Origin of the sequence: Leminorella grimontii, from assembly GCF_039789245.1 — a bacterium.
Classification (GTDB): domain Bacteria; phylum Pseudomonadota; class Gammaproteobacteria; order Enterobacterales; family Enterobacteriaceae; genus Leminorella; species Leminorella grimontii.
The window spans coordinates 159473-182233 of record NZ_CP146357.1 but is presented as its reverse complement, the minus strand read 5'-3'; the positions used below and the strand labels follow the sequence as shown (position 1 = coordinate 182233).

At 51.4% G+C, this 22761-nt stretch carries 22 protein-coding genes and 1 pseudogene; 11 read left to right on the top strand and 12 right to left on the bottom strand.

Annotation, left to right across the window (positions count from 1 at the left end; translation table 11 throughout):
• Positions 1 to 212: 212 nt before the first annotated feature.
• Complete coding sequence (locus V8L73_RS00930) at positions 213 to 398, top strand: AlpA family transcriptional regulator (protein WP_347253916.1); 186 nt, start codon at positions 213 to 215, stop codon at positions 396 to 398.
• A 386-nt stretch (positions 399 to 784) separates the two neighbouring features.
• The gene (locus V8L73_RS00925) at positions 785 to 2179 is read left to right on the top strand and encodes a hypothetical protein (protein WP_347253915.1); all 1395 of its coding nucleotides are present in this window, start codon (positions 785 to 787) and stop codon (positions 2177 to 2179) included.
• Between the two features lie 43 nt (positions 2180 to 2222).
• Here V8L73_RS00925 and V8L73_RS00920 read toward each other — a convergent pair whose 3' ends face one another.
• From V8L73_RS00920 to V8L73_RS00910, 3 genes are all read right to left on the bottom strand, one after another.
• The gene (locus V8L73_RS00920; RefSeq protein WP_347253914.1) at positions 2223 to 3419 is read right to left on the bottom strand and encodes a hypothetical protein; all 1197 of its coding nucleotides are present in this window, start codon (positions 3417 to 3419) and stop codon (positions 2223 to 2225) included.
• Positions 3420 to 3488: 69 nt separating this feature from the next.
• Complete coding sequence (locus V8L73_RS00915; protein ID WP_347253913.1) at positions 3489 to 4616, bottom strand: XRE family transcriptional regulator; 1128 nt, start codon at positions 4614 to 4616, stop codon at positions 3489 to 3491.
• A gap of 6 nt (positions 4617 to 4622) precedes the next feature.
• Positions 4623 to 5234 (bottom strand): hypothetical protein, encoded by a 612-nt coding sequence (locus V8L73_RS00910; RefSeq protein ID WP_347253912.1) that lies wholly within the window; start codon positions 5232 to 5234, stop codon positions 4623 to 4625.
• A gap of 231 nt (positions 5235 to 5465) precedes the next feature.
• Between V8L73_RS00910 and V8L73_RS00905 the strand changes: the two genes are divergently transcribed.
• Positions 5466 to 5687: a type II toxin-antitoxin system Phd/YefM family antitoxin gene (locus V8L73_RS00905; RefSeq protein WP_347253911.1), complete on the top strand. Its 222-nt coding sequence runs from the start codon at positions 5466 to 5468 to the stop codon at positions 5685 to 5687.
• Complete coding sequence (locus V8L73_RS00900; RefSeq protein WP_347253910.1) at positions 5684 to 6076, top strand: type II toxin-antitoxin system death-on-curing family toxin; 393 nt, start codon at positions 5684 to 5686, stop codon at positions 6074 to 6076. The genes V8L73_RS00905 and V8L73_RS00900 overlap by 4 nt, the downstream gene beginning before the upstream one ends.
• Positions 6077 to 6252: 176 nt before the next feature.
• Here V8L73_RS00900 and V8L73_RS00895 read toward each other — a convergent pair whose 3' ends face one another.
• The 4 genes from V8L73_RS00895 to V8L73_RS00880 all read right to left on the bottom strand — a co-directional run bounded on the left by V8L73_RS00895 (position 6253) and on the right by V8L73_RS00880 (position 8391).
• Complete coding sequence (locus V8L73_RS00895) at positions 6253 to 6564, bottom strand: SymE family type I addiction module toxin (protein WP_347253909.1); 312 nt, start codon at positions 6562 to 6564, stop codon at positions 6253 to 6255.
• A gap of 24 nt (positions 6565 to 6588) precedes the next feature.
• Positions 6589 to 6702 (bottom strand): ash family protein, encoded by a 114-nt coding sequence (locus V8L73_RS00890; protein ID WP_347253908.1) that lies wholly within the window; start codon positions 6700 to 6702, stop codon positions 6589 to 6591.
• A gap of 234 nt (positions 6703 to 6936) precedes the next feature.
• Positions 6937 to 7497: a nucleotidyltransferase family protein gene (locus tag V8L73_RS00885; RefSeq protein WP_347254842.1), complete on the bottom strand. Its 561-nt coding sequence runs from the start codon at positions 7495 to 7497 to the stop codon at positions 6937 to 6939.
• Between the two features lie 9 nt (positions 7498 to 7506).
• Positions 7507 to 8391: a LysR family transcriptional regulator gene (locus V8L73_RS00880; protein WP_347253907.1), complete on the bottom strand. Its 885-nt coding sequence runs from the start codon at positions 8389 to 8391 to the stop codon at positions 7507 to 7509.
• A gap of 171 nt (positions 8392 to 8562) precedes the next feature.
• On the opposite strand from V8L73_RS00880, the gene V8L73_RS00875 reads away from it, so the two are divergent.
• The 4 genes and pseudogenes from V8L73_RS00875 to dinD form a co-directional block, all read left to right on the top strand.
• The gene (locus V8L73_RS00875; protein ID WP_347253906.1) at positions 8563 to 9699 is read left to right on the top strand and encodes an alpha/beta hydrolase; all 1137 of its coding nucleotides are present in this window, start codon (positions 8563 to 8565) and stop codon (positions 9697 to 9699) included.
• 178 nt (positions 9700 to 9877) lie between these two features.
• Complete coding sequence (locus V8L73_RS00870) at positions 9878 to 11005, top strand: MFS transporter (protein WP_347254841.1); 1128 nt, start codon at positions 9878 to 9880, stop codon at positions 11003 to 11005.
• A 235-nt stretch (positions 11006 to 11240) separates the two neighbouring features.
• Positions 11241 to 11657, top strand: coding sequence for a hypothetical protein (locus V8L73_RS00865; protein ID WP_347253905.1), 417 nt, complete (start codon positions 11241 to 11243; stop codon positions 11655 to 11657).
• A 142-nt stretch (positions 11658 to 11799) separates the two neighbouring features.
• A pseudogene (gene dinD, locus V8L73_RS00860) lies at positions 11800 to 11970 on the top strand (DNA damage-inducible protein D); the annotation flags it as partial.
• 13 nt (positions 11971 to 11983) lie between these two features.
• On the opposite strand, the gene V8L73_RS00855 reads toward dinD, so the two are convergent.
• The 5 genes from V8L73_RS00855 to V8L73_RS00835 all read right to left on the bottom strand — a co-directional run bounded on the left by V8L73_RS00855 (position 11984) and on the right by V8L73_RS00835 (position 19002).
• A complete protein-coding gene (locus V8L73_RS00855) occupies positions 11984 to 12253 on the bottom strand; it encodes a helix-hairpin-helix domain-containing protein (RefSeq protein WP_347253904.1) in 270 nt (89 codons plus the stop codon).
• 106 nt (positions 12254 to 12359) lie between these two features.
• Positions 12360 to 16148, bottom strand: a complete 3789-nt coding sequence (locus V8L73_RS00850) for an autotransporter outer membrane beta-barrel domain-containing protein (protein ID WP_347253903.1) — start codon at positions 16146 to 16148, stop codon at positions 12360 to 12362.
• A gap of 508 nt (positions 16149 to 16656) precedes the next feature.
• The gene (msrQ, locus tag V8L73_RS00845; protein ID WP_347253902.1) at positions 16657 to 17259 is read right to left on the bottom strand and encodes a protein-methionine-sulfoxide reductase heme-binding subunit MsrQ; all 603 of its coding nucleotides are present in this window, start codon (positions 17257 to 17259) and stop codon (positions 16657 to 16659) included.
• Positions 17260 to 17261: 2 nt separating this feature from the next.
• Positions 17262 to 18266 (bottom strand): protein-methionine-sulfoxide reductase catalytic subunit MsrP, encoded by a 1005-nt coding sequence (gene msrP / locus V8L73_RS00840; RefSeq protein ID WP_347253901.1) that lies wholly within the window; start codon positions 18264 to 18266, stop codon positions 17262 to 17264.
• A 55-nt stretch (positions 18267 to 18321) separates the two neighbouring features.
• A complete protein-coding gene (locus V8L73_RS00835) occupies positions 18322 to 19002 on the bottom strand; it encodes a TIGR02117 family protein (RefSeq protein WP_347254840.1) in 681 nt (226 codons plus the stop codon).
• A gap of 452 nt (positions 19003 to 19454) precedes the next feature.
• Here V8L73_RS00835 and V8L73_RS00830 point away from each other — a divergent pair, with 452 nt between their 5' ends.
• From V8L73_RS00830 to V8L73_RS00820, 3 genes are all read left to right on the top strand, one after another.
• A complete protein-coding gene (locus tag V8L73_RS00830) occupies positions 19455 to 20291 on the top strand; it encodes a transketolase (protein ID WP_027273674.1) in 837 nt (278 codons plus the stop codon).
• 32 nt (positions 20292 to 20323) lie between these two features.
• A complete protein-coding gene (locus tag V8L73_RS00825) occupies positions 20324 to 21328 on the top strand; it encodes a transketolase family protein (protein ID WP_422655604.1) in 1005 nt (334 codons plus the stop codon).
• A gap of 76 nt (positions 21329 to 21404) precedes the next feature.
• The gene (locus tag V8L73_RS00820; protein ID WP_051155587.1) at positions 21405 to 22748 is read left to right on the top strand and encodes an MFS transporter; all 1344 of its coding nucleotides are present in this window, start codon (positions 21405 to 21407) and stop codon (positions 22746 to 22748) included.
• Positions 22749 to 22761: the final 13 nt, after the last annotated feature.

Here is a 22761-nt window from a genome sequence, read left to right as displayed (position 1 = left end):
TTAGGTTACCTATGACGGTCATCACCTGATTAAGGATTCTAGTGTATGACGGTCATAGCTAGCTTCCTATGACCGTCATCACAGAGTAAGACATTCAATGACTGTCATTGCTATCCAATATTTCTGAATGACAGTCATTCAATGCAGAAAATGACTAAAAATCAATTGTTTTAAATGCCGTTGCTCTAGAAGCAGCTCAAAGGAGCAAAGGTATGAACAACGATCGTATTTTACGTAACAAAGAAGTCCTCCATCTTACTGGAATCTCAAAAGCAACACTCTACCGTCTCATTGCTAAGGGGAGATTCCCGTTGTCAAGAAAGTTAACGGGAGAGGGAGGCCGTGCCGTTGGCTGGCTTGAGTCGGAGATCAATACGTGGATTAGCAGTCGTAAATAGTAGGCCTGTATCTAGCGTCTATGACATTTTCCATTATTAAAAATGGAAAAAACACACTAACCCATTGAATGTGGTGAGGTAGTAAAAACCGTGCTAGCACCGCTGACAAGCGCTCTGCTAAAGGGTTTCCTGTATCAGACAAGGTCATTGCTCAGCAATATAGAGGATTTACTACACATAATGGGGGGAGCAAGGCCTCCGCCCATTTAACCATTCTATCCTCCCATCCCATTAAAACACTTATTAATTTAATGAATTAGGGGATAACTCAATGAAGATGAAATCGTTTTAAAGAGCAGCCGGTGCCGCTGGTGGGTGCGCCTCCAAGCGCAAACCCAGACCATGCGGGGACGAGGCTGCTCTGTGAAATAACGCAGGAAATACGTATGAATAACAGGAAAATCCCGAAATGGGTCTATGATCGGATTCAGGAAATCTGCAACATGGTTGTAGATGATGGTCAAATGAGGGTTAATCGCAGGCAATGTTTAAGACGCTTCCTTGTTCATATTTGGCTGGAAAGCGATGAAGATGGTTGGACAATAGTTACAAAACGCACTATTCGTACCGATTTTAATGCGTTAGACAGACATTGGCATATATTAGTTAAAGGAAGAAGAATGCACGTACTTCCTTTAGAAATATTTCCTAAGCTGATACCTGAACTGGAGTTTCATGCAGGAAAAGCAGCTAAAGACGGTAATAAACGTAAATCTGATCGCTGGCAATTTGATCTCAAACGGCCAAGCAGCGATATAGGGCACCTTTTGCTGGTAGATGTGGATACTGGTGAAACCTTCGACGTATGGAAACAACTAAGGAAAATAGGAAAAGCTCCACAGCATAACTTTGATCTCATCCCTAAAAGCCAATATGAGCTAAAAAAGCGGGAAAAGCAGTGGTTAAAAGGTGTCCCAAGGGGCAGGATGCATCTGAGCTTTATCGAACAACTGAAAGAACAGCTTCCGATATCTTACTACAAGATGGGGATCCGCAGTCTTAACCATCTGTATAACGCCAAAGTTGAGGGTGATTATGTTACCTACGATCATACCTATAAGCTGACATTTGGCGGCAGATATTACGATAAGGCGTATCAAAACTTACCTGGCGACTTGAAAGCTAGCTTTCGCAATGGGTTGTTGAACTACGATATCGCAGGATGCTGTCTGGCTTGTCTAAATACGCTCTTTAAGCGCTATGACATAACCTATCGAGTTGATAGTGTTCTGTATCAAACCATCATGGAAAAATCAGGGCTTGAACGTAAACAGTGCAAAAAGCTTGTTCTTGCGACAATCTATAGGATTGGAAAGGTAACCATTGGTATACAAAACGGTATAGGGGAAGATGTCTATCATTGGCTCGGAAACGATGAAGCGAAAGCCAAGGAGTTGCTTGCTTGGTGGAAACAGAAAGCAAAACCTCTACGTATGGCGTTAGGTAGGCTGGTTCGCCACATTAAACGACAGCACCGTCAAAAGTGTGCATCACCACGCCAGTATCATCTATACCCCAATGATATTGGATTGGTGCTGAATTTGAAGCAAGAAAAGTATGAGCGAAAGCGAAAAAACAACAGTGGAAGCATAACTTACAGTAAATTCGCACAAAATAAAGGGTTACTAACACACATGGTTACGGGCGTTGAACAAGCTTACATACGAGAGGTTATACGGTTAAATCCCAAGAAAATTTGCATGTTAGACCATGATGGATTTGCTGCGATTGATGAGATTATTCAACCTGACCATGAGTTTATTAGGTTGGAGGTAAAATAACGAAAAATAAACTAATGGTAGGGAAGTATATGCTACCCTACCATTACTCATTTTCAATGTATCGATCCAATAGCCAAAGCGCCGCAAGTGAAATAGTTAGCTTATTACACATATGCAAATAATTCGCGTATGTGATATTCCTTTCCTGCCCTGCACCACCGCTACGATAGAATACTTTCTCACCATCTTTCCAGATAGCAGCATGATGTGAACCATTTCGAAGCGAACTATCTAAATCATCAGAGAATACAAAAAACTCCGGGGTATTTTCGAAGGGTTTAGCTCTCTTAGCTTTCTCAACATCCTTAATATATTTATTAAGAGACATTGATTTAAACTCATCAAACTTTCGTGAATTCTTTATATTGTTCAATGCAGCTAACGTCACAAAGGAACTGGTAATTGTCTCATATGCTTGACCATAATATAGTTTTACATCATCAAAAGATTTAGAACCAACTATTTTATCATCAACATCACTTTCGTTTATACGTGCATGAACCATTAATTGCCCAAGTTGACTGTGAATTTTAAAGAAATCAGAAAAAATAGAAACATAACGTATATATTGTTCATTTTTTATATCATTCTTAAAAAAAACCACAAATCGGGAGAATTCATCTGGGAATGATTTTTTAATATCAGTCACTAGCTTTAACGCTGGTTCTAAAAGTTGATTAATTCTTGGGTAAAAAAGGCTGTCTAGAAAATTAAAAAGAGCATCATGAGGCGTTAATATTATAGTGTTATTAACATATTTATTTCTTTGTTTTTCGTAATTTTTAATTGTTTTTTGTAAAATTTTCCTCTGCTCTTTTTTTGACTCCAATGTTAAAATGTTCTTTACTAATCCCCACAATTCTTTTGTATTTGGTATATCAAATTGAGTTGCTGTATCTTGAAGCTTTGAATTTGGTATCAATCTCAAATGTGGGATAATTCTCTCATTATATTCTATAGACGGAAACGCCTTCTCATCATGCAAACTCTTCAAAGTAAAAGCAAAATTTGGATGTAAATTTATAACTATATAATCATCCTCAATAATTCCGCATAATGATATATTATCCTCAGCTTCAAAATGAGCTTCTGGAGGCTTTGCCCGAACGGCAATAACAATAGGCAGTTCGCAACTACGGCAGTCAAAATGGTGTAATTGATACTTCTCTACTCCAACCCCAGCTCTCAACATGTAACCTGTATTACAAGTATTACATTTACCATAGCCACGAATTACCATTACAATTTTCCTTTTACTGCCCCATTATATTTAAAGTTTAATTAATACATAAACCAACTATAAATCATGTTAAAACTTAAAAGGAACAACAATATCATCATAGCCATCATTAATATCTGGAGCATATTTGATACCTGATATATCTGATAATAACTCAGGTTTCACTTTAAATTTCTCGGCTAACATTTCAAAAGATATACCCAGTTGTTCTTTCAAAATTATTAAGCTCTCCTCAAGCACATGAGGTTCTTCTAAAGGAATTTGGTCGTCAAGTTTCTCTTTTTTAGTTTGTCTCGTTTGACTAAACCAAACATTAGCACTTCTATATTGCTGAGCATTAATGAAGCCTAAAAAATGCGCCCTATAAATAATTGCTCTAGCGCTTACTTTCCAGCGAACTTTTAAGTTATAAACCTTCTTCCAGTCAATTGTACCACCAGCACCCAGGCAAACAGGAAACTCTCTTGCAAATGATTTACGAGGAAACAGAAAAGCACTCGCAAAAGCATCCGCTTCTCTCTCTGTCTGTTTACATCCGGTTTCAATACCATCGTGCATGATTAAGTGGCCACATTCATGAGCCAAGTCAAAACGCATTCGACATGCACTTTCTTTCGCTGTATTACGAATTATTATTGGAAATTTTCTATTAACTGATAAAGCATCTACTTTTTCAGAAACACCATCAAAACAGGTAACGATGGCTCCCTGATTTTCGACAACATTAACCATATTATCTATGGGGGCATCAGGTGTTAATCCCCAACGAACACGAGCACCCTCAGCAATCTTCTCAATCAATGGAGGTGTTAGTTCTACAATTTTACTGTTATCTATCAAATTAAAACCATTTTCGGGCATATCTAAGTGCTCATGCAGCTCAGCGACGAGCTGTTCAAGAATGGTACTGTATGCTTGAACCCGTTCTTTCACTCCCGCAGGAGTTGTCAGTCTCTTACGAAAATGGCATTGCTCAGGTTTAACATCACCAGAGAGAGGTAAACCAAAAAACTCAGGAGACACCTGTAGAAATTCAGCCAAGGCATTCCGAACATCATTTGCAGGTGCTCTAACATCACTTTCGTATTGATGTATGCTTTGTCGGGTCACAGAAACTGCATCGCCGAGCTCTTGTAGAGTATACCCTTTTAACAAACGAGCGAGCCGAAGCCGCTCGCCATAAAATGCTATAGCCATAACTTACTAACCATTATTCGAATCATCATTCTCCGCCTTTTTGTCTTTCCTTTTAACAGAGACTGGTGCTTTCTGAGTTTTGACTGGCTCAGGTAATTCAGCATCAATTGAGCTGAAAGCAGGAACTCTCTCATCCAGAGGAATTTCCCAGCATGAAACCTGCACTCCTTCTAAAAAGCCAGTAAATGTTACACGCTCTACATAACGGAAATCATCAACTTCAACTGCAAAAAACCAAAGTACAGAAGCAGCATTACCTACTTCTACAGGTAATAAGCTCATCTGACTCAGTGCTTCCACACAAGGTATCAGCCTACGCTCCTCCGGACGATTAGGCCCTCCACGATATAAACGAACAGGTACTGAATCAATAGAAAAAGTGAACTTACCATCGTCTTTTACTATGCCCAGCCAAGGCCATTCTTCGTGTTGAGTGGCAGCACGAATTATCCTCGTCCGGCAACACTCATAAGCCCTCAATCCCGTGGAACGAGCAGAATCGCCAAGATCTTCATTATGTAAATCAATTACATCATCCCTGACATTTCGAATCAGAGACGCCAGTTGTTTAAGTCGCTCTAATGTTAGAGCAGGGTTTAATTCCCAAGGTTGCTTCATTATAACAGCTGTCCTCATGCGTAGAGTTATGTAGCCCTTAAAGGGGTTCGGTGAAATATCTGCCAATAATCCTGCATTTTTTATTATTTGTCAAGCTGAATCAAGAAAGTAACCTTAACAATGAAATGTAAATAAAAAATTTAATATACTGATTAATAATCAAAAATTATTAAATTTGAATAAAAACAATATTAAAAGTACAATTTAAATGTACACCTTAGGAGACACATCATGCGTACATATACCTCAACCCAAGCTCGCGCCAATATTGCAGAAGTGCTGGATGCTGCAACGCACGGCGAACCGGTTGAAATCACTCGCAGAGACGGCAGCTCAGCGGTAGTTATCAGCAAAGCCGAATTTGAGTCATATCAGAATGCTAAGTTGGATGCAGAGTTTGATGTGATTATGCAACGTCATGGTCATACCGTAGAGGCGCTGACAAATCGATGATCTGGGTTAGTGCGCAGGAAGTTATCGCTTTCCATGACCGTATATTACAACGGCTTCCCGGTGTCGCTGGTATGTCTGACCCCGGCAGAGCCGAAGCACTTATCTATCGGGTACAAAACCGTTCACATTATGAAGGTGTTACGGATGTATTTGAGCTGGCCGCCACTTACTGGGTAGCTATAGCTCGTGGTCATATCTTTAATGACGGTAATAAACGTACAGCGTTTTTTGTTACGATGACCTTTCTCTACCGCAACGGTATCAAGATCCGAGATAACGACAATACGCTGGAGAACTTAACGGTAGAAGCTGCTACGGGCGAGAAAACTGTTAGCCAGCTAGCGCAACATTTACGGGAGCTAGTAGACAATTTCAGCCCAACTCGTTAAGCACCCTCGCATTCCGTGTACTTAAGCGTGTACTTACCCCAAAGATAGATTGATAAAAACCCAATAAAATCAATATAAATAAGCTATCACTCAATATTCAGATTCAAATAGCGCTTTGCTTTAATTCAATAAGAACGTGCCGATGCGCTTATAGCGCGATCGGCACGATAAACATCCTACTTTTCGCTCCCCAATAAGCCCGGTATCCCCTCCTTCAACCCCTTAAAGGCCTGCTTTACCTGCTTAATCTGCTTACGTAGTTCATGCACCTCATCATTGTCAGGAATCAGCACAATGCAGTCTCCGGCAATCTTTACGGTGACGCCAACGCCGGTCTCGAACCCGGCCTCTCTAAGCCACTTCCCGCTCAGGTGCAGGGCGGGCGTGCTGGTGTCGCCATGATTGGGCTCATAGCCGACGGTGTAGCGGCGCTGGGTTTTCGCGGGAGATGTGGATGACGAGCGAGTTTGGGTTGGGGTTGTAGCCATGGTGGGCAGCCTCCGATAAGTAATTTAATGACCACCACTGGAAATGCTAACTTCACGGGTGGTGGACTGGACAGAGTTAGCATTACCGGCCTTATCGGATACCGGCGCACCTTTCGGTGCCCCCGCCCAGCCCACCATAGAGATGTAGCCGAACACACGACATAAAAAAAGACGCTGACGCGTCGTATGTCGCCGATAAGATTAGTCAGGATGCTAAACCCGGCGCCTGATTTTGCAGGCGCCGAGAAAAGATACTTTGAACCGCCTCAGGCGGCAAGGGGATTTATCTGAAGGTGTCTCACAGAAATAGAATAATGTGGTGATGGCAGGCCAGCCCGTGAAAAATGATAGCTCCAAACTGGCTGATTCTGATTATGTAGAAACAATAAACTGCAACATGGGATAACGTTCCATCCACCGTTTTGCGGCAACGCGCTGCTTAAAAACCGTCAACTTTTCACGTTCAAATGGTGGGGTTGGCCGTAGGCGTAGCTCAAACAGATCGTCGAGCCCATAGGGCGCAATAATTTCAATAAGGTTCGAATCACCTACTCTGACTGCGACAGCCGTAGCCGTCTCAGGCCAATACCGCAGCGCATTTTCTGTTGAGAGATAAGGGCTATCGCCGTTACGCTGATGCATTCTGGCTTGATTCTTCACCGACCAGTTGAACGTAGAAGGCCGTTGGCTAAGCCGCTCTTCCAAGTCGCTATCGTGAGCGGGATTACGGCGTTCTGAATCGAACCAGACAACGTCCACATCTCCAGAGACGGCTCTTTGCCCATATCCGTGTAAGCGATTCCATACCGCATCGCGCACAAAACCAGCGCCGATCCATCCATCACTGAGTTTCAATGCCCGAACGGCGTAAAGCGCCTTCATCCTTATCGGGTCATCTAACAATAATTTCTGCAATGCTTCCTGATACTTCATCATTTTCCCTCAAATCCTCAACGTATCTATCACTGCCCGCAGCGCGGGCGACACGTTGCGATGAGGATAATAGAGAAAAGCGCCTTCCAGCCGCTGGCTGTAACGCTGCAGGACTCTGATAAGCGCGCCCCGCTCCAGGTCGTCGGCGACCAGCTCCTGCGGGACATAGGCCAGGCCCAGTCCCAGGCGGGCGGCTTTCGCTTCCATATAGCTGTCGGCAAAAGCCCACTGCCCCTGAGGCCGGTGGATAATTTTTTTACCCTGCTCATTAAGCTCCCAGGCGTAAAGGCTACCGTCGCCAAACTGGTAAGCGATACAGGGATGGACGACCAGATCCGCTGGCGTTTGCGGGAAACCGTAGCGGCGAAAATGCTCGGGCGTGCCGACAACCGCCATCTCCATATCGGGCGAAATGCGCACTGCGACCATGCCGCCGCCGACCTCCGGCCCAAGACGCACCCCGGCATCAAACCGCTCTGCAATAATATCGACAAACCGACTTTCGCTAATAAGTTCCAGCCGGATATCAGGATAGCGTTGCTTGAACACCGCCAGCTTCGGCAGAAGGACTTTATCAATCGCGTGCTGGCTGGCGTTAATGCGGACGGTGCCGGAAGGCGTGTTGCGATAATACGCCAGAGTGGAAAGCCCCGAATCTAATGCATCAAAGCCCGCTTCTACCGTTCGATAGAGCTGCTCGCCGGCCTGGGTGAGCGAAAGTTTACGGGTCGTGCGCACCAGAAGCTGCACACCGAGCCTTTCTTCAAGTTCGCGTACGGCGCGGCTGACGCCGGATTGCGCCAGCCCAAGCCGCTGCGCGGCGGCGGTAAAGCTCCCTTCCCGCACCACCAGCATAAACAGGTACAGGTCGTTATAGTTTTCTCGTTTCGCCACCATTTCCCCCCGCTGCCGCTTCGAGATTTATAACAATATGATATTAATCTTAGCACTTTTACTCCTCTAATCAGCACTCTGACTGCTAACTATAATCAGCGCATACAACAAAGCACAGCAGCGTTGTCCGTATGAAACCTGTATCAGGAACCTGTTTTAAGGGAAATATTGATGAAAACGTTCACCAGAAAACTGACGGCCGTCATGCCAGCCATGCTGCTATGCGCATCATTAAGTGGAGTTACAACCATGAGCTATGCCGATACAACCAATCCGAACGCGCCCGTTTCGCAGATCGAAACCTGGGACAAAACCTTTGCGAAAAGCGCGAAAGTCGATCACCGCAAGGTGACCTTCCAGAACCGCTACGGGATCACCCTGATCGGCGATCTCTACATCCCTAAAGATCGCGGCGAGCGCAAGCTGGCGGCGATTGCAGTAAGCGGCCCCTTCGGCGCGGTAAAAGAGCAGTCCAGCGGGCTGTATGCCCAGACCCTGGCAGAGCGGGGCTTTGTCACCCTCGCCTTAGATCCTTCGTACACGGGGGAAAGCGGTGGCCATCCGCGTAACGTTGCCTCTCCAGATATCAACACTGAGGATTTCAGCGCGGCGGTGGATTTCTTAGGATTGCAAAACGAAGTGGATCGCAACCGAATCGGCCTGATCGGCATCTGCGGCTGGGGCGGCATGGCGCTGAACAACGCCGCGATGGATACTCGCGTCAAAGCAGTGGCCACCAGCGTCATGTACGATATGAGCCGCGCGATGGGCCATGGCGTTGGCGACGGTAAAGACCGTTATACCACCGCCGATCGCCGCGCCGTACTGCAATATCTGAATGCGCAGCGCTGGAAAGATGCGGAAAGCGGTACCTTCGCACCGGGCGGACATGACATTTATGTCGATAAGAAAGGCAACGCCAGCGCGGGCGATCGTATCCTGCCGGAAACCCTGCCTGCCAACCCGAACCCGGTATTGAAAGAGTTCTTTGATTATTACCGCATGCCGCGCGGTTTCCACGCCCGCTCCGTCAACTCAACCGACGCGTGGAACGCGACCATGCCGCTGTCGTTTATGAATATGCCGCTGCTGAGCTATGCCAATGAAGTCGCCATCCCGACGCTGATCGTAACCGGTGAAAATGCCCACTCACGCTATTTTGCCGAAGACGCCTTTAAGGCTATCGGCAGCAAAGAGAAAGAGCTGGTGATTGTCCCCGGCGCGAACCATGTCGATCTCTATGACAATGCGGCCGGTAAAATCCCGTTTGCCAGATTTGAACAGTTTTTCAAAACCAACCTGAGATAACGGCCGGAAGCCGCCCGATCTTCGCGGGCGGCTTTTCATTGCCCGCACTTCTTTCTTACCCACGTTTTTGTCGCTATTCCATAAATAGCAGCCGCGTCTGAACCTGGCCGGGAAAATAGAGATAATGTCTACACTTAGTCATGATACACCGCACGCCCACTGGGGCGGCGTCTTTGCCATGACGCTGTGCGTTTTTGTCCTCATCGCTTCCGAATTTCTGCCGGTCAGCCTGCTGACGCCGATCGCCGGAGAGCTAAACATCACCGAGGGGCTGGCAGGCCAAGGCATTGCGATTTCCGGCGCCCTGGCAGTGCTGACCAGCCTGACTATCTCTAACCTTGCCGGAAGTCTGAATCGTAAACACCTTCTGCTGGGGCTGACGGTTCTGATGGCGGTGTCGGGAATGATTGTTGCCCTGGCCCACAGCTATGCAGTTTATATGACGGGAAGAGCCCTGATTGGCATCGTTATCGGTGGATTCTGGTCGATGTCGGCGGCCACCGCCATCAGGCTGGTCCCCGCGCACCAGGTTCCCCGCGCGCTGGCGATTTTCAACGGCGGTAACGCGCTGGCGACCGTCGTAGCGGCGCCGCTTGGTAGCTATCTGGGAGCTACCGTCGGCTGGCGCGGCGCTTTTTTCTGCCTCGTGCCGCTGGCGATAGCCGCATTCATCTGGCAGTGCGTCAGCCTGCCGGCGATGGAAAGCGCCAAAGCGAGTCGGCCGCGCGGTGCCGTGCTTCGTCTGTTCAGCCGTCCCATCGTCGCCATCGGCCTGCTGGCCTGCGGACTTTTCTTTATGGGCCAGTTTGCCTTATTTACCTACGTGCGGCCGTTTCTGGAAACGGTAACCCACATCAGCGCCTCAGGCCTGTCCCTGATTCTGCTCGCTATCGGCGTCGCGGGTTTTATCGGCACCCTGAGCGTTTCGACTCTCCTCAACGCCCAGTTTTATCAGACCTTAATCACCCTCCCGTTGCTGATGGCGGCGATTGCCGCAACGCTGCTTCTGGTCGGGCACCACGTCTGGCCCGTTGCCGTACTGTTAAGCTTATGGGGGATGCTGGCGACGGCTGCGCCAACCGGCTGGTGGACGTGGATAGCGCGGACCCTGCCCAATGATGCCGAGGCGGGTGGCGGCCTGATGGTCGCCGTCATTCAGCTGTCGATCGCGCTGGGTTCAACCGCTGGAGGTTGGGCATTCGACCGCCTGGGGTGGCAAAGCGCGTTTGGCTTAAGCGGCATACTGCTGCTTGCCGCGGTTGGGATGGCTTTTGTCACCAGCCGTCAAAACGGCAAAGCATGTTAACTCAACCTTACAAACTATAATTCATCACCTATTTTCACTATGATGTAATACCTAACCAGGCTCCATTTCCCCAACCTGTCTACTATCGATAATGTACAAAAAATACTTCCCTGAATGTGATATCAATGGACCGATTGAGCCTCCTGCTCCATTTGAGCATTTGGGTATGCGTGGCGCAGTCCCTGCAAAATGCGTAAGTTGCTCCAATCTATTCGAAGGTGGATGTACTCGCCATATGGAAACGGTGGGGGATTATCTACATCTGGACCATGGGCCTTGCGGCATCAACGGGCCAAGCAACCCGGTGGTTTATGAAGATGCCTTTATTCAATCGAAGGTGACCGTTCCACGAAAATGTTCGACATGCCGATTTCTTTCAGTAAATCCTATTTCCGGATTTCAATGCGATCAAGATGCCGAGAAATGGGGGGATTTTAACCGCGGGCTCGATTGGGGAGCATGGAAACCCGACGTCATTTATCTTCAACTTCCACACCCCAAAATAACAACAAAAGCGCTTTCACAGGCCGTCTTCGAAAACGACCAAATCGCCTTCATCCGCGAGTATCGAAGGGTTAATCCTGCGCTGTCAATCAACGAAGCGAAGTCGGATTTCACCGCCTTGAGGAAACGGATAACTAATGATTTATGAAAGGCCTGCTCCTGAATTAACACCACAAGGGCGACGAGGGAATTTATCTGAAGGCATCTCGCAGAACTAAAAGAATGTGGTGATACAAACCGTAAATATTATTTATCGTGCATTCCTGAACGCTTATACATAAACAACTAAGACAGACGGCTTTGAATATTGGTCGGCCAGAGATCTGGCGCCGCTGTTAGACTATAAAGATTGGAGAAACTTCTTAAGAGTCCTATCAAAGGCGATACAGGCTTGCGAAATCCGTGGATTAGCCTATTCGGACCATTTCGTTGAAGCCACCAAAATGGTCCCCTTGACCTCAAGCCCCGCCAACCTCACTTCTCATTCCCATGCGCCCTATCCTTCCAATTCCACCACTTCGTCAACTCCCCTTCTCGCTCCCCCGTCTCGGCGGCATAAACCGCGCAGCGATAGGTATACAGCACGCAGGGGTCGACTCGCATGCCTGCCCGCTGACAGGAGCGTTCATACAGGTCGAGAGGGTTTTGGCCGATAAGATCGCTCGGCGTTTCAATGCCGATCTCCTCAAGCATTTTCGCCATTCTCTTGCCGATGGACGGCAGCGCCGTGAGATCGTGAGACATCGCATTTACTCCTTATACGCTTTCATCAATAGCTTCGGCGGGGTTGCCGCATAAAGCCGCAACCGCCGCCGAAACTTTCTGAAAAGCCCGTTACACGAAACGATGGCTAGAACTGGTATTTGATCCCCAGCATGCCGCCCGTATCGCGAAAGCCCTTGTTGCCCGCCTGTTGGGCCACGTTGCCCCACACGCTAAGGCCCTGAGTCAAGCGCCCTTCGACGCCCACTTTCACTTCGCCGACGTTTCGGCTTCCCTGAATGTGGGTACTGGTATCTTTCATCCTAACGCCGTACTGCTTTGAATTATATATCCAGTTCGCCTCAATGAAGGGCTCAAACTCACGTGCGGTGTTTTTATCCAACGCGCTTTTGCCATTGACGTAAAGGCGCATGCCCAGACGGGTCTGAACGTTATCGTTGCCCTGCCCCTGAACCCGCGTGCCGTTTCTCTCCGTATGGTCGTCAGCCCTCACGCCCATCCAGGTAACCTGCGCCTGCGGGCGAATATAGACGTTATTCGCCATGTCGCCCTCCGTCGCGAATGAACCAATATGGAAGGCGTAGCCCGACTCTATAGACGCCGTCAGCCCCTTGCTTTTGTAGCTTTCACTGGCAATTTCATCGCCCTTAACCGTATTGTCAAACCAGTTATAGAGCATCCAGGAGTCAACGTACAGGCCGGTTTTCTCCGTCGCATTCTGATACCAGGTTCCGTACAGGCCGGCGCTGTAGCCGCTCATATCGCCCTGAGAACGGTAGCCCGACAGGCGGTTATGGGTGTTGCTGTCCTGCCGGCCATAGCCCGCCATCGCCCCCAGATGATAGCGGTCCGTACCGTTCACGCTCCCCTTGGCCAGATCGCCGCCAAGCTGCACCACAACGCGGTTGGCCGAAGACTTATTCTGGCCGTCTGACATCCGCCCCTGGCTGTGCCCGCCTGACGTTCGCAGCCACATGCTGGTCATATGGCGCTCCCCGGTGACGGGGTCGGTATACCAGGAGCCGCCCTGACGGTCGTGCAGTCGAGTATTAAACAGCGTATTGGCCGCCGCCAGGTTGCTGGCATAGCTTCCGCCTTCAGGACGATAGGTATGGACAGAATGAGAGGGATCGCTAGAGCCTACCCTGTCGGTCATGCTGGTCAAATACCAACTATTCATATCTTCACCAAGAGCCGTTCCCTGCTGTACGCGGTATTCATAGCTGCCCGCCACGATGCGGCCGCGCTGCACGAAGGCATCCTCCGTAGATCCGCCGGTCTCAACGATTTTAATCCCTTCATGCAGCAGAGCGCCTGAGCCGTTCTCGTTGCTGACCTCCACATAGGTCGTGCCGGAGGCATTACCGGTGACCACCAGCCTGTCCGTCAGGCTGCTGTCGCCGCCGAGAACGGTACCCAGTGAAAGGCTGCCGCCGTCACCGACGTAGTCACCGTTGATAGTCAGCGTATTTCCGGCGCTGGTCGCGCTGTTGTTGAGAATAATGCTGCCGCCGTTGGTCACGTCGCCAACAAGCGTAACGCTAAGCGGGGAAGAAGGTGGAACGCCGTAGTCATCAATCAGCAGGGTGCCGCGGTTATCCAACGCGTTGACGGTCTGGCCGTTTCCGTTGAGGTTCAGCGTCCCTGCTTCGCCGATCGTCACGCCGGAGGTATGGGCGAATGCGTTCGACGTCGTGGTCTTCAGCATGCCTTCATTGATGTGGGTTGAGCCCGTATAGGTATTTTCCGCTGACAGTATCAGGGTGCCCTTCCCGGCCTTGGTCAGGCTTTTGCCGTCCCAGGATGGGTTAGTATGGACAGCGTTATCCGCCAGCGCAACGCCGAGGTTGAAGCTGCTTCCCTCATCCAGCGTGAACGTCCCGTGGGCGTCGGAATCCTGGCCGTTCCAGTACAGGGAATATTTAATGGTCTGGGAGCCAGTGTTGATGTAGGCAAAGTCGGGCTGGCTCATGCCCGCCACGAGGGCGTTATTATAAGAGAACGTTCCCGTAATGCCGTTCGTCGTTTCAACCAGCAGAATGTCATGCTGATCCCAGTGAAGGATATTTGCATTAAGAGAAGCGTCAGCCCCGACGGAAACGGACTCCGCCTTAAGGCTAACGCCGCCGCCGAGCGTTAACGACGCCCCTTCGGCAAACGTCGCGCTTCCTGAAAATTCAATCGGCTGCTCGGTAAGGGTCACGCCAGCCCATTGACCAACCGACAGGCCGCCGTTGATGGCTCTATTTCCTTCATCGTTTCCGACGATGCGCAGCGTCGTCGCGCTTTCGCTCGTGCCGTCGGCCAGCGTAATATCGCCGGTGATGTTTGAGCCGGTATTCAGCGTCAGCGAGCTGCTGCCGCCGGTAAGGCTGATGGCGGTGGCTTTTTCACCGCTGTTCCCGCCGCGAGTTCCCCCGGTGATAGCGCTATTGTTGACGATCGTCAGATTACTGCCGGATATGCCCGCGCCGCCGTTGCCATAAGCACCTCCGTTTGAACCAACATCGCCCTTACCGCCAACGATAGAACCACTGTTGTTAATCGTCAGGCTATCACCGGATATTCCGGCGGCGCCGTTGCCGCCGTCGCTACTATTGGTATTATCTCTACTGCCGCTGTAATATCCCGCTCCGCCGGTAATCGTACCGCTGGCCAGATTATTGATTGTCAGGTTGTTGCCAAATATTCCTGCGCCACCATCCGCGCCGTCAGGGCTTGTCGTCTCGCCGCCCGCAAAGCCGCCAACTCCGCCGGTGACAGAGCCAGCGTTGGTTATTTTCAAATTATCGCCGAGTATTCCCACTCCACCGGCGGCAGGCATCGTAGCGCCGCCGACGCCGTCCAGACCGCCGTAGCCGCCCTCTCCGCCGGTAATTGAACCACCAGCAATATTATCAATCGTCATATCGCTGCCGGATATGCCCGCGCCGCCAACGCCTGCGGTACTCTCACCGTAACCGAAGCCGCCCTTGCCGCCGGTAATAGACTCGCTGTTGGTAATTTTCAGGCCGGAACCGAATATCCCATCACCGCCGGCTCCGCCGGAGTTACCCTCTCCACCGAGAATGCGTCGGTTATTGATTATCGTCAGGTCGCTGCCGGATATGCCCGCACCGCCCATGCTGTTAGCGCCGCTGTTGTCAGCGTAGCCAAAGCTGCCATAGGCGCCGACAATCTTACCGTTATTGATTATCGTCATGTCGCTGCCGGAAATGCCTGCGCCGCTCCTACCGCCCTCGGCGCCCTGGCCGCCGCTAATCGTGCCTGAACTGTTATTGGTTATCGACAGGCCGTTGCCCGATATTCCCGCACCGCCCGCACCGCCAGCGTCGTCGGAGTTAGCATAGAGGTAGCCGCCCTTACCGCCGGTAATCGATCCGCCGTTGGTGATATCCAAGCCGCTGCCGAATATTCCTGCGCCGCCAGAACCGCTGTCGCCACTGTTATAGCCACTGGTCCCTCCGGCGCCACCGGTAATCGCGCCGCTATTATTGGCTATCGACAGATTGCTGCCGGATATGCCCGCGCCACCGTCACCGCCGTCACCATCGTTGCCGCTTGGAATTCCGCCGATCCCCCCCGTCACCGAGCCACCGGCGTTGGTGATGGTCAGATTGCTGCCGGTCATTCCAGCACCGCCATGGCCCCCAACGTAACCGACGCCGCCGACGATCTTCACACCGCTGCCAACGCTTACGAGGTTGTCTGCGGCGGTAGACCCTGGAGCCGTCAGAAATACATACCCAGCCCCGGCGCCTTCGCTGCCCCCGTTCATCCCATGGGTTCCCATATTGGATTGGGTCACGTAGGGGTAGGGCCCCTCGACCTGAATAGTGGCGCCCACTGCTGGCCCAGCGGATACAAAAACTGATGCGATAAGAAAGGTAATTTTATTTATATTAAAGCGTTGCATTTATATTCATCCCTGCTGAATTTTAAGGTTTTCAATTAAATTAAAATGGGTTTTTAACTAAAATGAATTTTTAAATTCAATTAAATAAATCAAAATGATTTAATATTGAAACAATTTTTATTTGAAGTAATTTTTTTTAGTTAGCGATAACTATACTTTCAAATTATCAGATTAATTTTATTATGTAAACGATCTAAAAATTTATTAAAAAATAGTTAATTAGATTTTTATACCAAAATCATAGGGCAACTCTAGTTAATAAATTGATAACGTAAGTTTAAAATTCCATCCATTGAGCTTATTTAGTGTGGAAATATAAACACTAAGCAGAGCTTTTTAGTTAATTTTAGATAAAAGCAAGATTTTATGATCGTGTGAGGTTTTAAGAATTAAATAACCCCAAAATTAACATGCCATTTAAATATATTTTCAAATATCAAATAAGTTGCAAAATTAATAAATAAATTCATATTTTATCTCAACCCAAACGGTCACACCGTTTCCCGCGCTAAATCCCCAACCACCGCCGAAACTTCTTATACCGCAAAACCAACAGCAGCGCCGCCCCCAGCGCATACATCACCGGCTGGGGCGAGAGGATTTTTACCGACCAGACGTAGTGCGCCACCGCAAGCATAAGCGCCAGATAGACGAAGTTGTGCAGCGTCTGCCACCGTTTGCCCAGCCGGTTCTGGGCAAAGCGAGTCGAGGTTATAGCCAAAAGAAACAGGATAATCCAACCGGCAGCGCCCAACAGAAGATAGGGCCGCTTTGCGATTTCGCTCCACAAGAGCGACAGGTTGTTCACCCCCAGTTCAAGCAGCAGGTAGCTCGCCAAGTGCAGCGCCGCCCAGGCGAAGCACCATAGCCCCAAAAGGCGGCGGGTGCGCACCAGCAGCGGCTCTTTAGCGAACTTGGCCAGAGGGGAAACCGCCAGCGTCGCCAGCAGCAGCTTGAGCGCCATTCGGCCGGTAAAGTGCTGGATGTCCTTCGCCGGATCGGCGCTAAACCCGCCGGAATTGACGGCGAAAAACAGCCATACCAGCGGTAAAAAGGCGGCCAGATGCAGCAGCGCCTTCAGCCACATAACTCGCTTTACCGTCAGCCGCACGGTTAGAAGTTCTCCTTGAGATCCAGCCCCTGATAAAGCGAAGCGACCTGTTCAGCGTAGCCGTTAAACATCATCGTCGGCTGGCGCTGCACGTTCAGGAGGCCGCCCGCGCCAATGACCCGCTCCGTCGCCTGCGACCAGCGCGGGTGGTCGACCTGAGGATTGACGTTAGCGTAAAAGCCGTACTCGTTGGGTGCGCCCAGGTTCCAGGTGGTCGGCGGGCGCTCTTTGGTCAGCGTAATGCTGACAATCGACTTGATGCTCTTAAAGCCATACTTCCACGGCACCACCAGACGAACGGGCGCGCCGTTTTGCGGCGGCAGCGCTTTGCCATAGACGCCGACGGCCAGAAAGGCCAGCGGGTGCATCGCCTCGTCGAGCCGCAGCCCCTCGACGTAAGGGTATTTCAGCCCTCCGCCGACGAAGGCGCTCTTCTGCCCCGGCATGTTTTCAGGGTCGTAAAGCGTCTGGAAGGCCACGTACTTGGCGTTCCCGGTCGGCTGCGCCATGCTCAGGAGGCTGGACAGCGGAAAGCCAACCCAGGGGACCACCATCGACCACGCCTCGACGCAGCGCAGCCGGTAAATGCGCTCCTCCAGCGGGAACTTTCGATAGAGATCGTCCAAACCCAGCGTAAAGGGTTTACCCGCCTCTCCGCCAATGTTCACTTTCCAAGGATCGGTTTTCAGCGTTCCGGCGTTCGCCGCCGGGTCGGACTTATCCAACCCGAACTCATAGAAGTTGTTGTAGCCAATCACCTTATCTTCCGGCGTTAGCGAAAGGTCGCTTCGCCACTGCTCGGGCTTGGTGAAGTCGAGAGGCCGACGGGGCGGGCTCGGTGGCGGTTCATCGCCCTTAAACCACGAGAAGGCGTTCGCTTTGGCCAGCGGCGCAAGCGCCATCGCCGGCGCAGATAGAGCTAACAGCTTCACCAGCCGACGGCGTGGCATGAAGAAAACCGATTCGGACGTCACGTCGGCCTCTGTTAGCGGCGGTATCTTTTTCATCTCTGCATCCTCCCAATGGCCCTTACGGCGTCGCTCTATAATGATAGCCGCGAATTTAACGGGCGGGTGAGCAGGCGAGGTTCTCCTCTTGGGCAGCGCGCCTGCCGCGCTCGCCTTTCAGGTAGTCCATCACGCTGCCCGCCGTCAGCTTAAACGTTGGGCTGATGTCCATCCCCGCGCTTTTCAGCCCCTTGGCCGTCCACTTGTTGCAGGTATTGGATATCGAATAGCGGCCCTTGGCGTCGTAGAACTGGCTGTCGCCGTAAATGCCTCTTTTCATCATAATCAGGCGCTGCGCTTTATCGCGCTCGAAGCTTTGGGCGATAAAGGCCAACAGGCTGTTTAACTCCGCGTCGGTCAGCTTAACGGCAATCAGTTCGCTGTTGGGAAAGTATCGCCCAACCGACATAGGAATAGAAACGACGTGCATCACGGCGCCGGAAGACCAAAACATCGCCTGCATCGTCAGGCCGGAGGTCACCTCCTGCGCCTGATAAAACCCTTTATCCCCCCACCCCATCTCGTACCACTGCCCGCCGCTGAAGCGCTCGGCCAGCGCCGGCAATACTTTGTTCATCTCCCTTGCGGGAACGACGATGCCGGTGTGCCAACCGTGGCTGGTGACGTAGATACGGTGAACGGCGGGGGTTGGTGAGCCGCTTTCGGGTAAAACGACGTGGGGTTGGGATGAGCAGCCGACGATAAGAAAGGCCAGGCTGATAATAAGTCCTTTAATATTCACGTTCCCTCTCTGTACTCCGCATCGGTCCAAGACAATTTTCTTGCAGAAGAATACGCCCGTATCTATCGGTATCACATGACGTTTTCTCTCTTTTACAAAAATGCCTGGCTCAAAATGGTTAACCATATTTATCACATCAAAAAAGAGGAGGCGATGAGTATAAAGCTCTGCGCATGATAACCAGAAATGGATGACCTTAATTTATTCACAGCTCGTCACCCTTACATTAAAAACATATAGCAATATGTTTAATAAAATAATATCTACAAAAATCATCTATATCCACACGCCAAATAGATATTAAATGGTCAACCATTTAATCGATCTCCATCACAGATCCGCAATTTATCTGGACGACCATCTTCTTATCTCGATCTCCCTGTGATTATATTGGTTAACCATTTAACGAGCTGTTTGAAAAAAACACAGATAACGGGAATACATTCATGACAGAAATAACGCAAAAACTGGAGACGCTTGCCGATCGCGCCTACGCCATTCGGCATCACGCGCTGCGTATGGGCGAAGTTCAGGGGCAGGGCTACGTGGGTCAGGCGTTGGACATCGCCGACGCGCTGGCGGTCGCCTACTTCCACGCCATGACCTACCGCCCACAGGAGCCAGAGTGGGAAGGCCGCGATCGGTTCCTGCTCTCTATCGGCCACTACGCCATCGGGCTGTACGCGGCGCTGATTGAAGCCGGAGTCCTGTCCAAAGACCAAATCGAAGAGTACGGCGCCGACGGCAGCCAGCTGCCGATGTCCGGCATGGCGGCCTACACGCCGGGGATGGAAATTACCGGCGGTTCGTTGGGGCACGGGCTTGGCATCGCCGTCGGCATGGCGCTGGGCTTAAAGCGCAAGGGCAATCCGGCGTTTGTCTACAACCTGCTCTCCGACGGCGAGCTGGACGAAGGCTCCACTTGGGAAGCGGCTATGTCCTCCAGCCACTGGAAGCTCAACAATCTGATAGCGCTGGTCGACGTCAACCGCCAGCAGGCGGACGGCAACAGCCAGGACATCCTGAAAACCGAGCCGGTCGATAAGAAATTCGAGGCCTTCGGCTGGTTCGTTCAGCGCGTCAACGGGCACGACCTCAAGGCATTGGTCGACGCGTTCGACAACGCCAGAAATCACCAGGGCGACCAGCCGCGCGTCATCGTTCTGGATACGCTTATGGGCAAAGGCGTTCCCTTCCTTGAAACGCGCGACAAAACCCACTTTATCCGCGTCGCGGACGACGAATGGCAGCTGGCGCTGCGTCAGCTGCAGCGCCATATCTAAGGCGCTGCGCGTATTTCACTGAACACGTTTTTATGAGGTTTAAGATGTCTACCAAAAAACTCACTACGTCCGCCATGATCGCCTCCATCGCCGAAGAGGGTCAGGAGACGCACTCCGCGCCGTTTGGCCACGCGCTGGTGGAGCTGGCGAAAAAACATGACGACATCGTCGGCATGTCCGCCGATCTGGCGGCCTACACCGATCTGCATATTTTCTCCCGCGAGTTCCCCGAGCGCTTCTATCAAATGGGCATGGCCGAGCAGCTGCTGATGAGCGCCGCCGCCGGCATGGCGCGGGAAGGCGCTACGCCGTTTATCACCACCTACGCCGTGTTTGCCTCGCGCCGCGCCTACGACTTTATCTGCATGGCCATCGCGGAAGAAAACCTGAACGTCAAAATCGCCTGCGCCCTGCCGGGGCTCACCACCGGCTACGGCCCAAGCCATCAGGCGACGGAAGACATCGCCATTTTCCGCGGCATGCCGAACCTGACCATTATCGACCCGTGCGACGCCATCGACATCGAGCAGGCGGTGCCGGCGATTTATGAGCATCAGGGCCCCGTCTACATGCGCCTGCTGCGCGGCAAGGTGCCGGTTATCCTCGACCGCTTCCCCGACTATCGCTTTGAAGTCGGCAAGGCCAAGCTGCTGACCGAAGGGCAGGACGTGCTTATCGTCTCAAGCGGGCTGATGACCATGCGCGCCGTACAGGCGCGCGACATGCTGGAAAAAGAGGGCATCAGCGTCGCCGTGCTGCACTCGCCGACCATTAAGCCGCTGGACGAAGAGACCATCGTTAAAGAAGCGCAGGCCAGAAACTGCCTGGTGGTCACGGCGGAAAACCACACCGTCGTCGGCGGGCTGGGGGAAGCGGTGGCATCTGCGCTGATGCGCAACGGCGTTCACCGCTCCTTCAGGCAGATCGGCCTGCCGGACGAATTCCTGGCGGCAGGCGCGCTGCCGACCCTGCACGATCGATACGGCATTTCAGCCAAGGCGGTCGCGGAAAGCGTCAAGCGCTGGCTCGGCAAATAGCGCGCCATTCCGGCTCAAACGCTCTTGCGTTCGGGCCGGAACCTGTTCAAGCTGGATATTGATGGAACACACACATATGAAAAAACAAAATAACAGGATGAGTCAGTATCGCTGGTGCGTCATGGCGCTGATCTTCGTCATTTTTATGGTCGCCCAGGCTGACCGGGCGAACATCGGCTTTGCCATTCCCTTTATGCAAAAAGAGTTCGACCTCACCAACACCGAGGTCGGCATTATTATCAGCCTGTTCTTTGCCGGTTACGGCTTTTGCCAAATTCCTGCCGGATACCTGATTCGCAAAACGGGCATCCGCTTCTCCTACGCTCTGGGCATGATCCTGACCTCGGTCTTTACCTTCATGATGGGCCGGGTCGACTCGGTGCTGCACCTGAAAATGCTCAGAACCCTGATCGGCGTCAGCGAAGCGCCGGTGGTCATCAGCTCCACCGTCACTATCAACAACTGGTTCCCCAGCAAAGAGAAAGGCACCGCCACCGGGATTTTCCTCGCCGGCTCCAAGTTCGGCCCGCTGCTGGTGCCGCCGATCTGCGCCTGGATATTGCTCAACTACGACTGGCGGCACATCTTCCTGTTCTTCTCGATCCCCGGTATCGTGCTCGGCGTGATTTGGTATCTGCTGGTCAGAAACAGGCCGTCGGAAAGCCCCTTCGTCAACCAGCAGGAAGCGGACTACATCAACGAAGTCGCGCCGCAGAGCGGCGAGCAAAAAACGGCTTCGCGGCTCAAAGCCCGTCCGTTCAAGTTCGGCCTGATAGACCGCCTGATAAGAACCCGCAGGCTTACCCAGCTGCAAACCTCCAAAGAGATTTTCTCCAGCTGGGACATCTACGGCGCGGCCATGGGCTACATGTGCATGGTGGGCATCGTCGACGGCGTGCTGATGTCGTGGCTGCCTAAGTACCTGCTGCAAGAGCACAACTTCAACATCGTCAACTCCGCCCTGCTCGCCTCCGCGCCGTTTGCCGGCAACGTGCTGGGCAACCTGCTCGGCGGCTGGCTGTCGGACAACGTCTTCGGCAAGAGAAGAAAGCCGCTGATGCTGGTTAGCGCCTTTTGCACCATCATCATGATGGGCTTTATGCTGGTCGCGCCGCACAACCAGCTGGCGCTGGGCGCGCTGCTGTTTTGCATCGGCTTTCTGCTGTCTTTGGGCTATTCGGCCTATTCGGTCTACGCCATGGGGCGCGCATCGAAGGAGTGCTACCCGGTCGCCTACGCCATCATCAACATGGGCGGCCAGATTGGCGCGGTCTGTATGCCGCTTATCGTCGGCGTGCTGCTCGACAGCTACAGCTGGAACGCGGTGTTTATCGCACTGGCCATCGCCGCCGCCGTCTGCCTGACGGTGGTGCTCACCATCAGGGAGCCGCTGCCGGCGGGCGCATCGATGCCGGAGTAGTTAGCAAGCAAAA

Bases quoted from the DNA above. Each gene is read 5' to 3' on its own strand.
- V8L73_RS00930 (WP_347253916.1), top strand. From the start codon at position 213: ATGAACAACGATCGTATTTTACGTAACAAAGAAGTCCTCCATCTTACT.
- V8L73_RS00925 (WP_347253915.1), top strand. From the start codon at position 785: ATGAATAACAGGAAAATCCCGAAATGGGTCTATGATCGGATTCAGGAA.
- V8L73_RS00920 (WP_347253914.1), bottom strand. From the start codon at position 3,419: ATGGTAATTCGTGGCTATGGTAAATGTAATACTTGTAATACAGGTTAC.
- V8L73_RS00915 (WP_347253913.1), bottom strand. From the start codon at position 4,616: ATGGCTATAGCATTTTATGGCGAGCGGCTTCGGCTCGCTCGTTTGTTA.
- V8L73_RS00910 (WP_347253912.1), bottom strand. From the start codon at position 5,234: ATGAAGCAACCTTGGGAATTAAACCCTGCTCTAACATTAGAGCGACTT.
- V8L73_RS00905 (WP_347253911.1), top strand. From the start codon at position 5,466: ATGCGTACATATACCTCAACCCAAGCTCGCGCCAATATTGCAGAAGTG.
- V8L73_RS00900 (WP_347253910.1), top strand. From the start codon at position 5,684: ATGATCTGGGTTAGTGCGCAGGAAGTTATCGCTTTCCATGACCGTATA.
- V8L73_RS00895 (WP_347253909.1), bottom strand. From the start codon at position 6,564: ATGGCTACAACCCCAACCCAAACTCGCTCGTCATCCACATCTCCCGCG.
- V8L73_RS00890 (WP_347253908.1), bottom strand. From the start codon at position 6,702: ATGGTGGGCTGGGCGGGGGCACCGAAAGGTGCGCCGGTATCCGATAAG.
- V8L73_RS00885 (WP_347254842.1), bottom strand. From the start codon at position 7,497: ATGAAGTATCAGGAAGCATTGCAGAAATTATTGTTAGATGACCCGATA.
- V8L73_RS00875 (WP_347253906.1), top strand. From the start codon at position 8,563: ATGAAAACGTTCACCAGAAAACTGACGGCCGTCATGCCAGCCATGCTG.
- V8L73_RS00870 (WP_347254841.1), top strand. From the start codon at position 9,878: ATGACGCTGTGCGTTTTTGTCCTCATCGCTTCCGAATTTCTGCCGGTC.
- V8L73_RS00865 (WP_347253905.1), top strand. From the start codon at position 11,241: ATGGAAACGGTGGGGGATTATCTACATCTGGACCATGGGCCTTGCGGC.
- V8L73_RS00855 (WP_347253904.1), bottom strand. From the start codon at position 12,253: ATGTCTCACGATCTCACGGCGCTGCCGTCCATCGGCAAGAGAATGGCG.
- V8L73_RS00850 (WP_347253903.1), bottom strand. From the start codon at position 16,148: ATGCAACGCTTTAATATAAATAAAATTACCTTTCTTATCGCATCAGTT.
- msrP (WP_347253901.1), bottom strand. From the start codon at position 18,266: ATGAAAAAGATACCGCCGCTAACAGAGGCCGACGTGACGTCCGAATCG.
- V8L73_RS00830 (WP_027273674.1), top strand. From the start codon at position 19,455: ATGACAGAAATAACGCAAAAACTGGAGACGCTTGCCGATCGCGCCTAC.
- V8L73_RS00825 (WP_422655604.1), top strand. From the start codon at position 20,324: ATGAGGTTTAAGATGTCTACCAAAAAACTCACTACGTCCGCCATGATC.
- V8L73_RS00820 (WP_051155587.1), top strand. From the start codon at position 21,405: ATGAAAAAACAAAATAACAGGATGAGTCAGTATCGCTGGTGCGTCATG.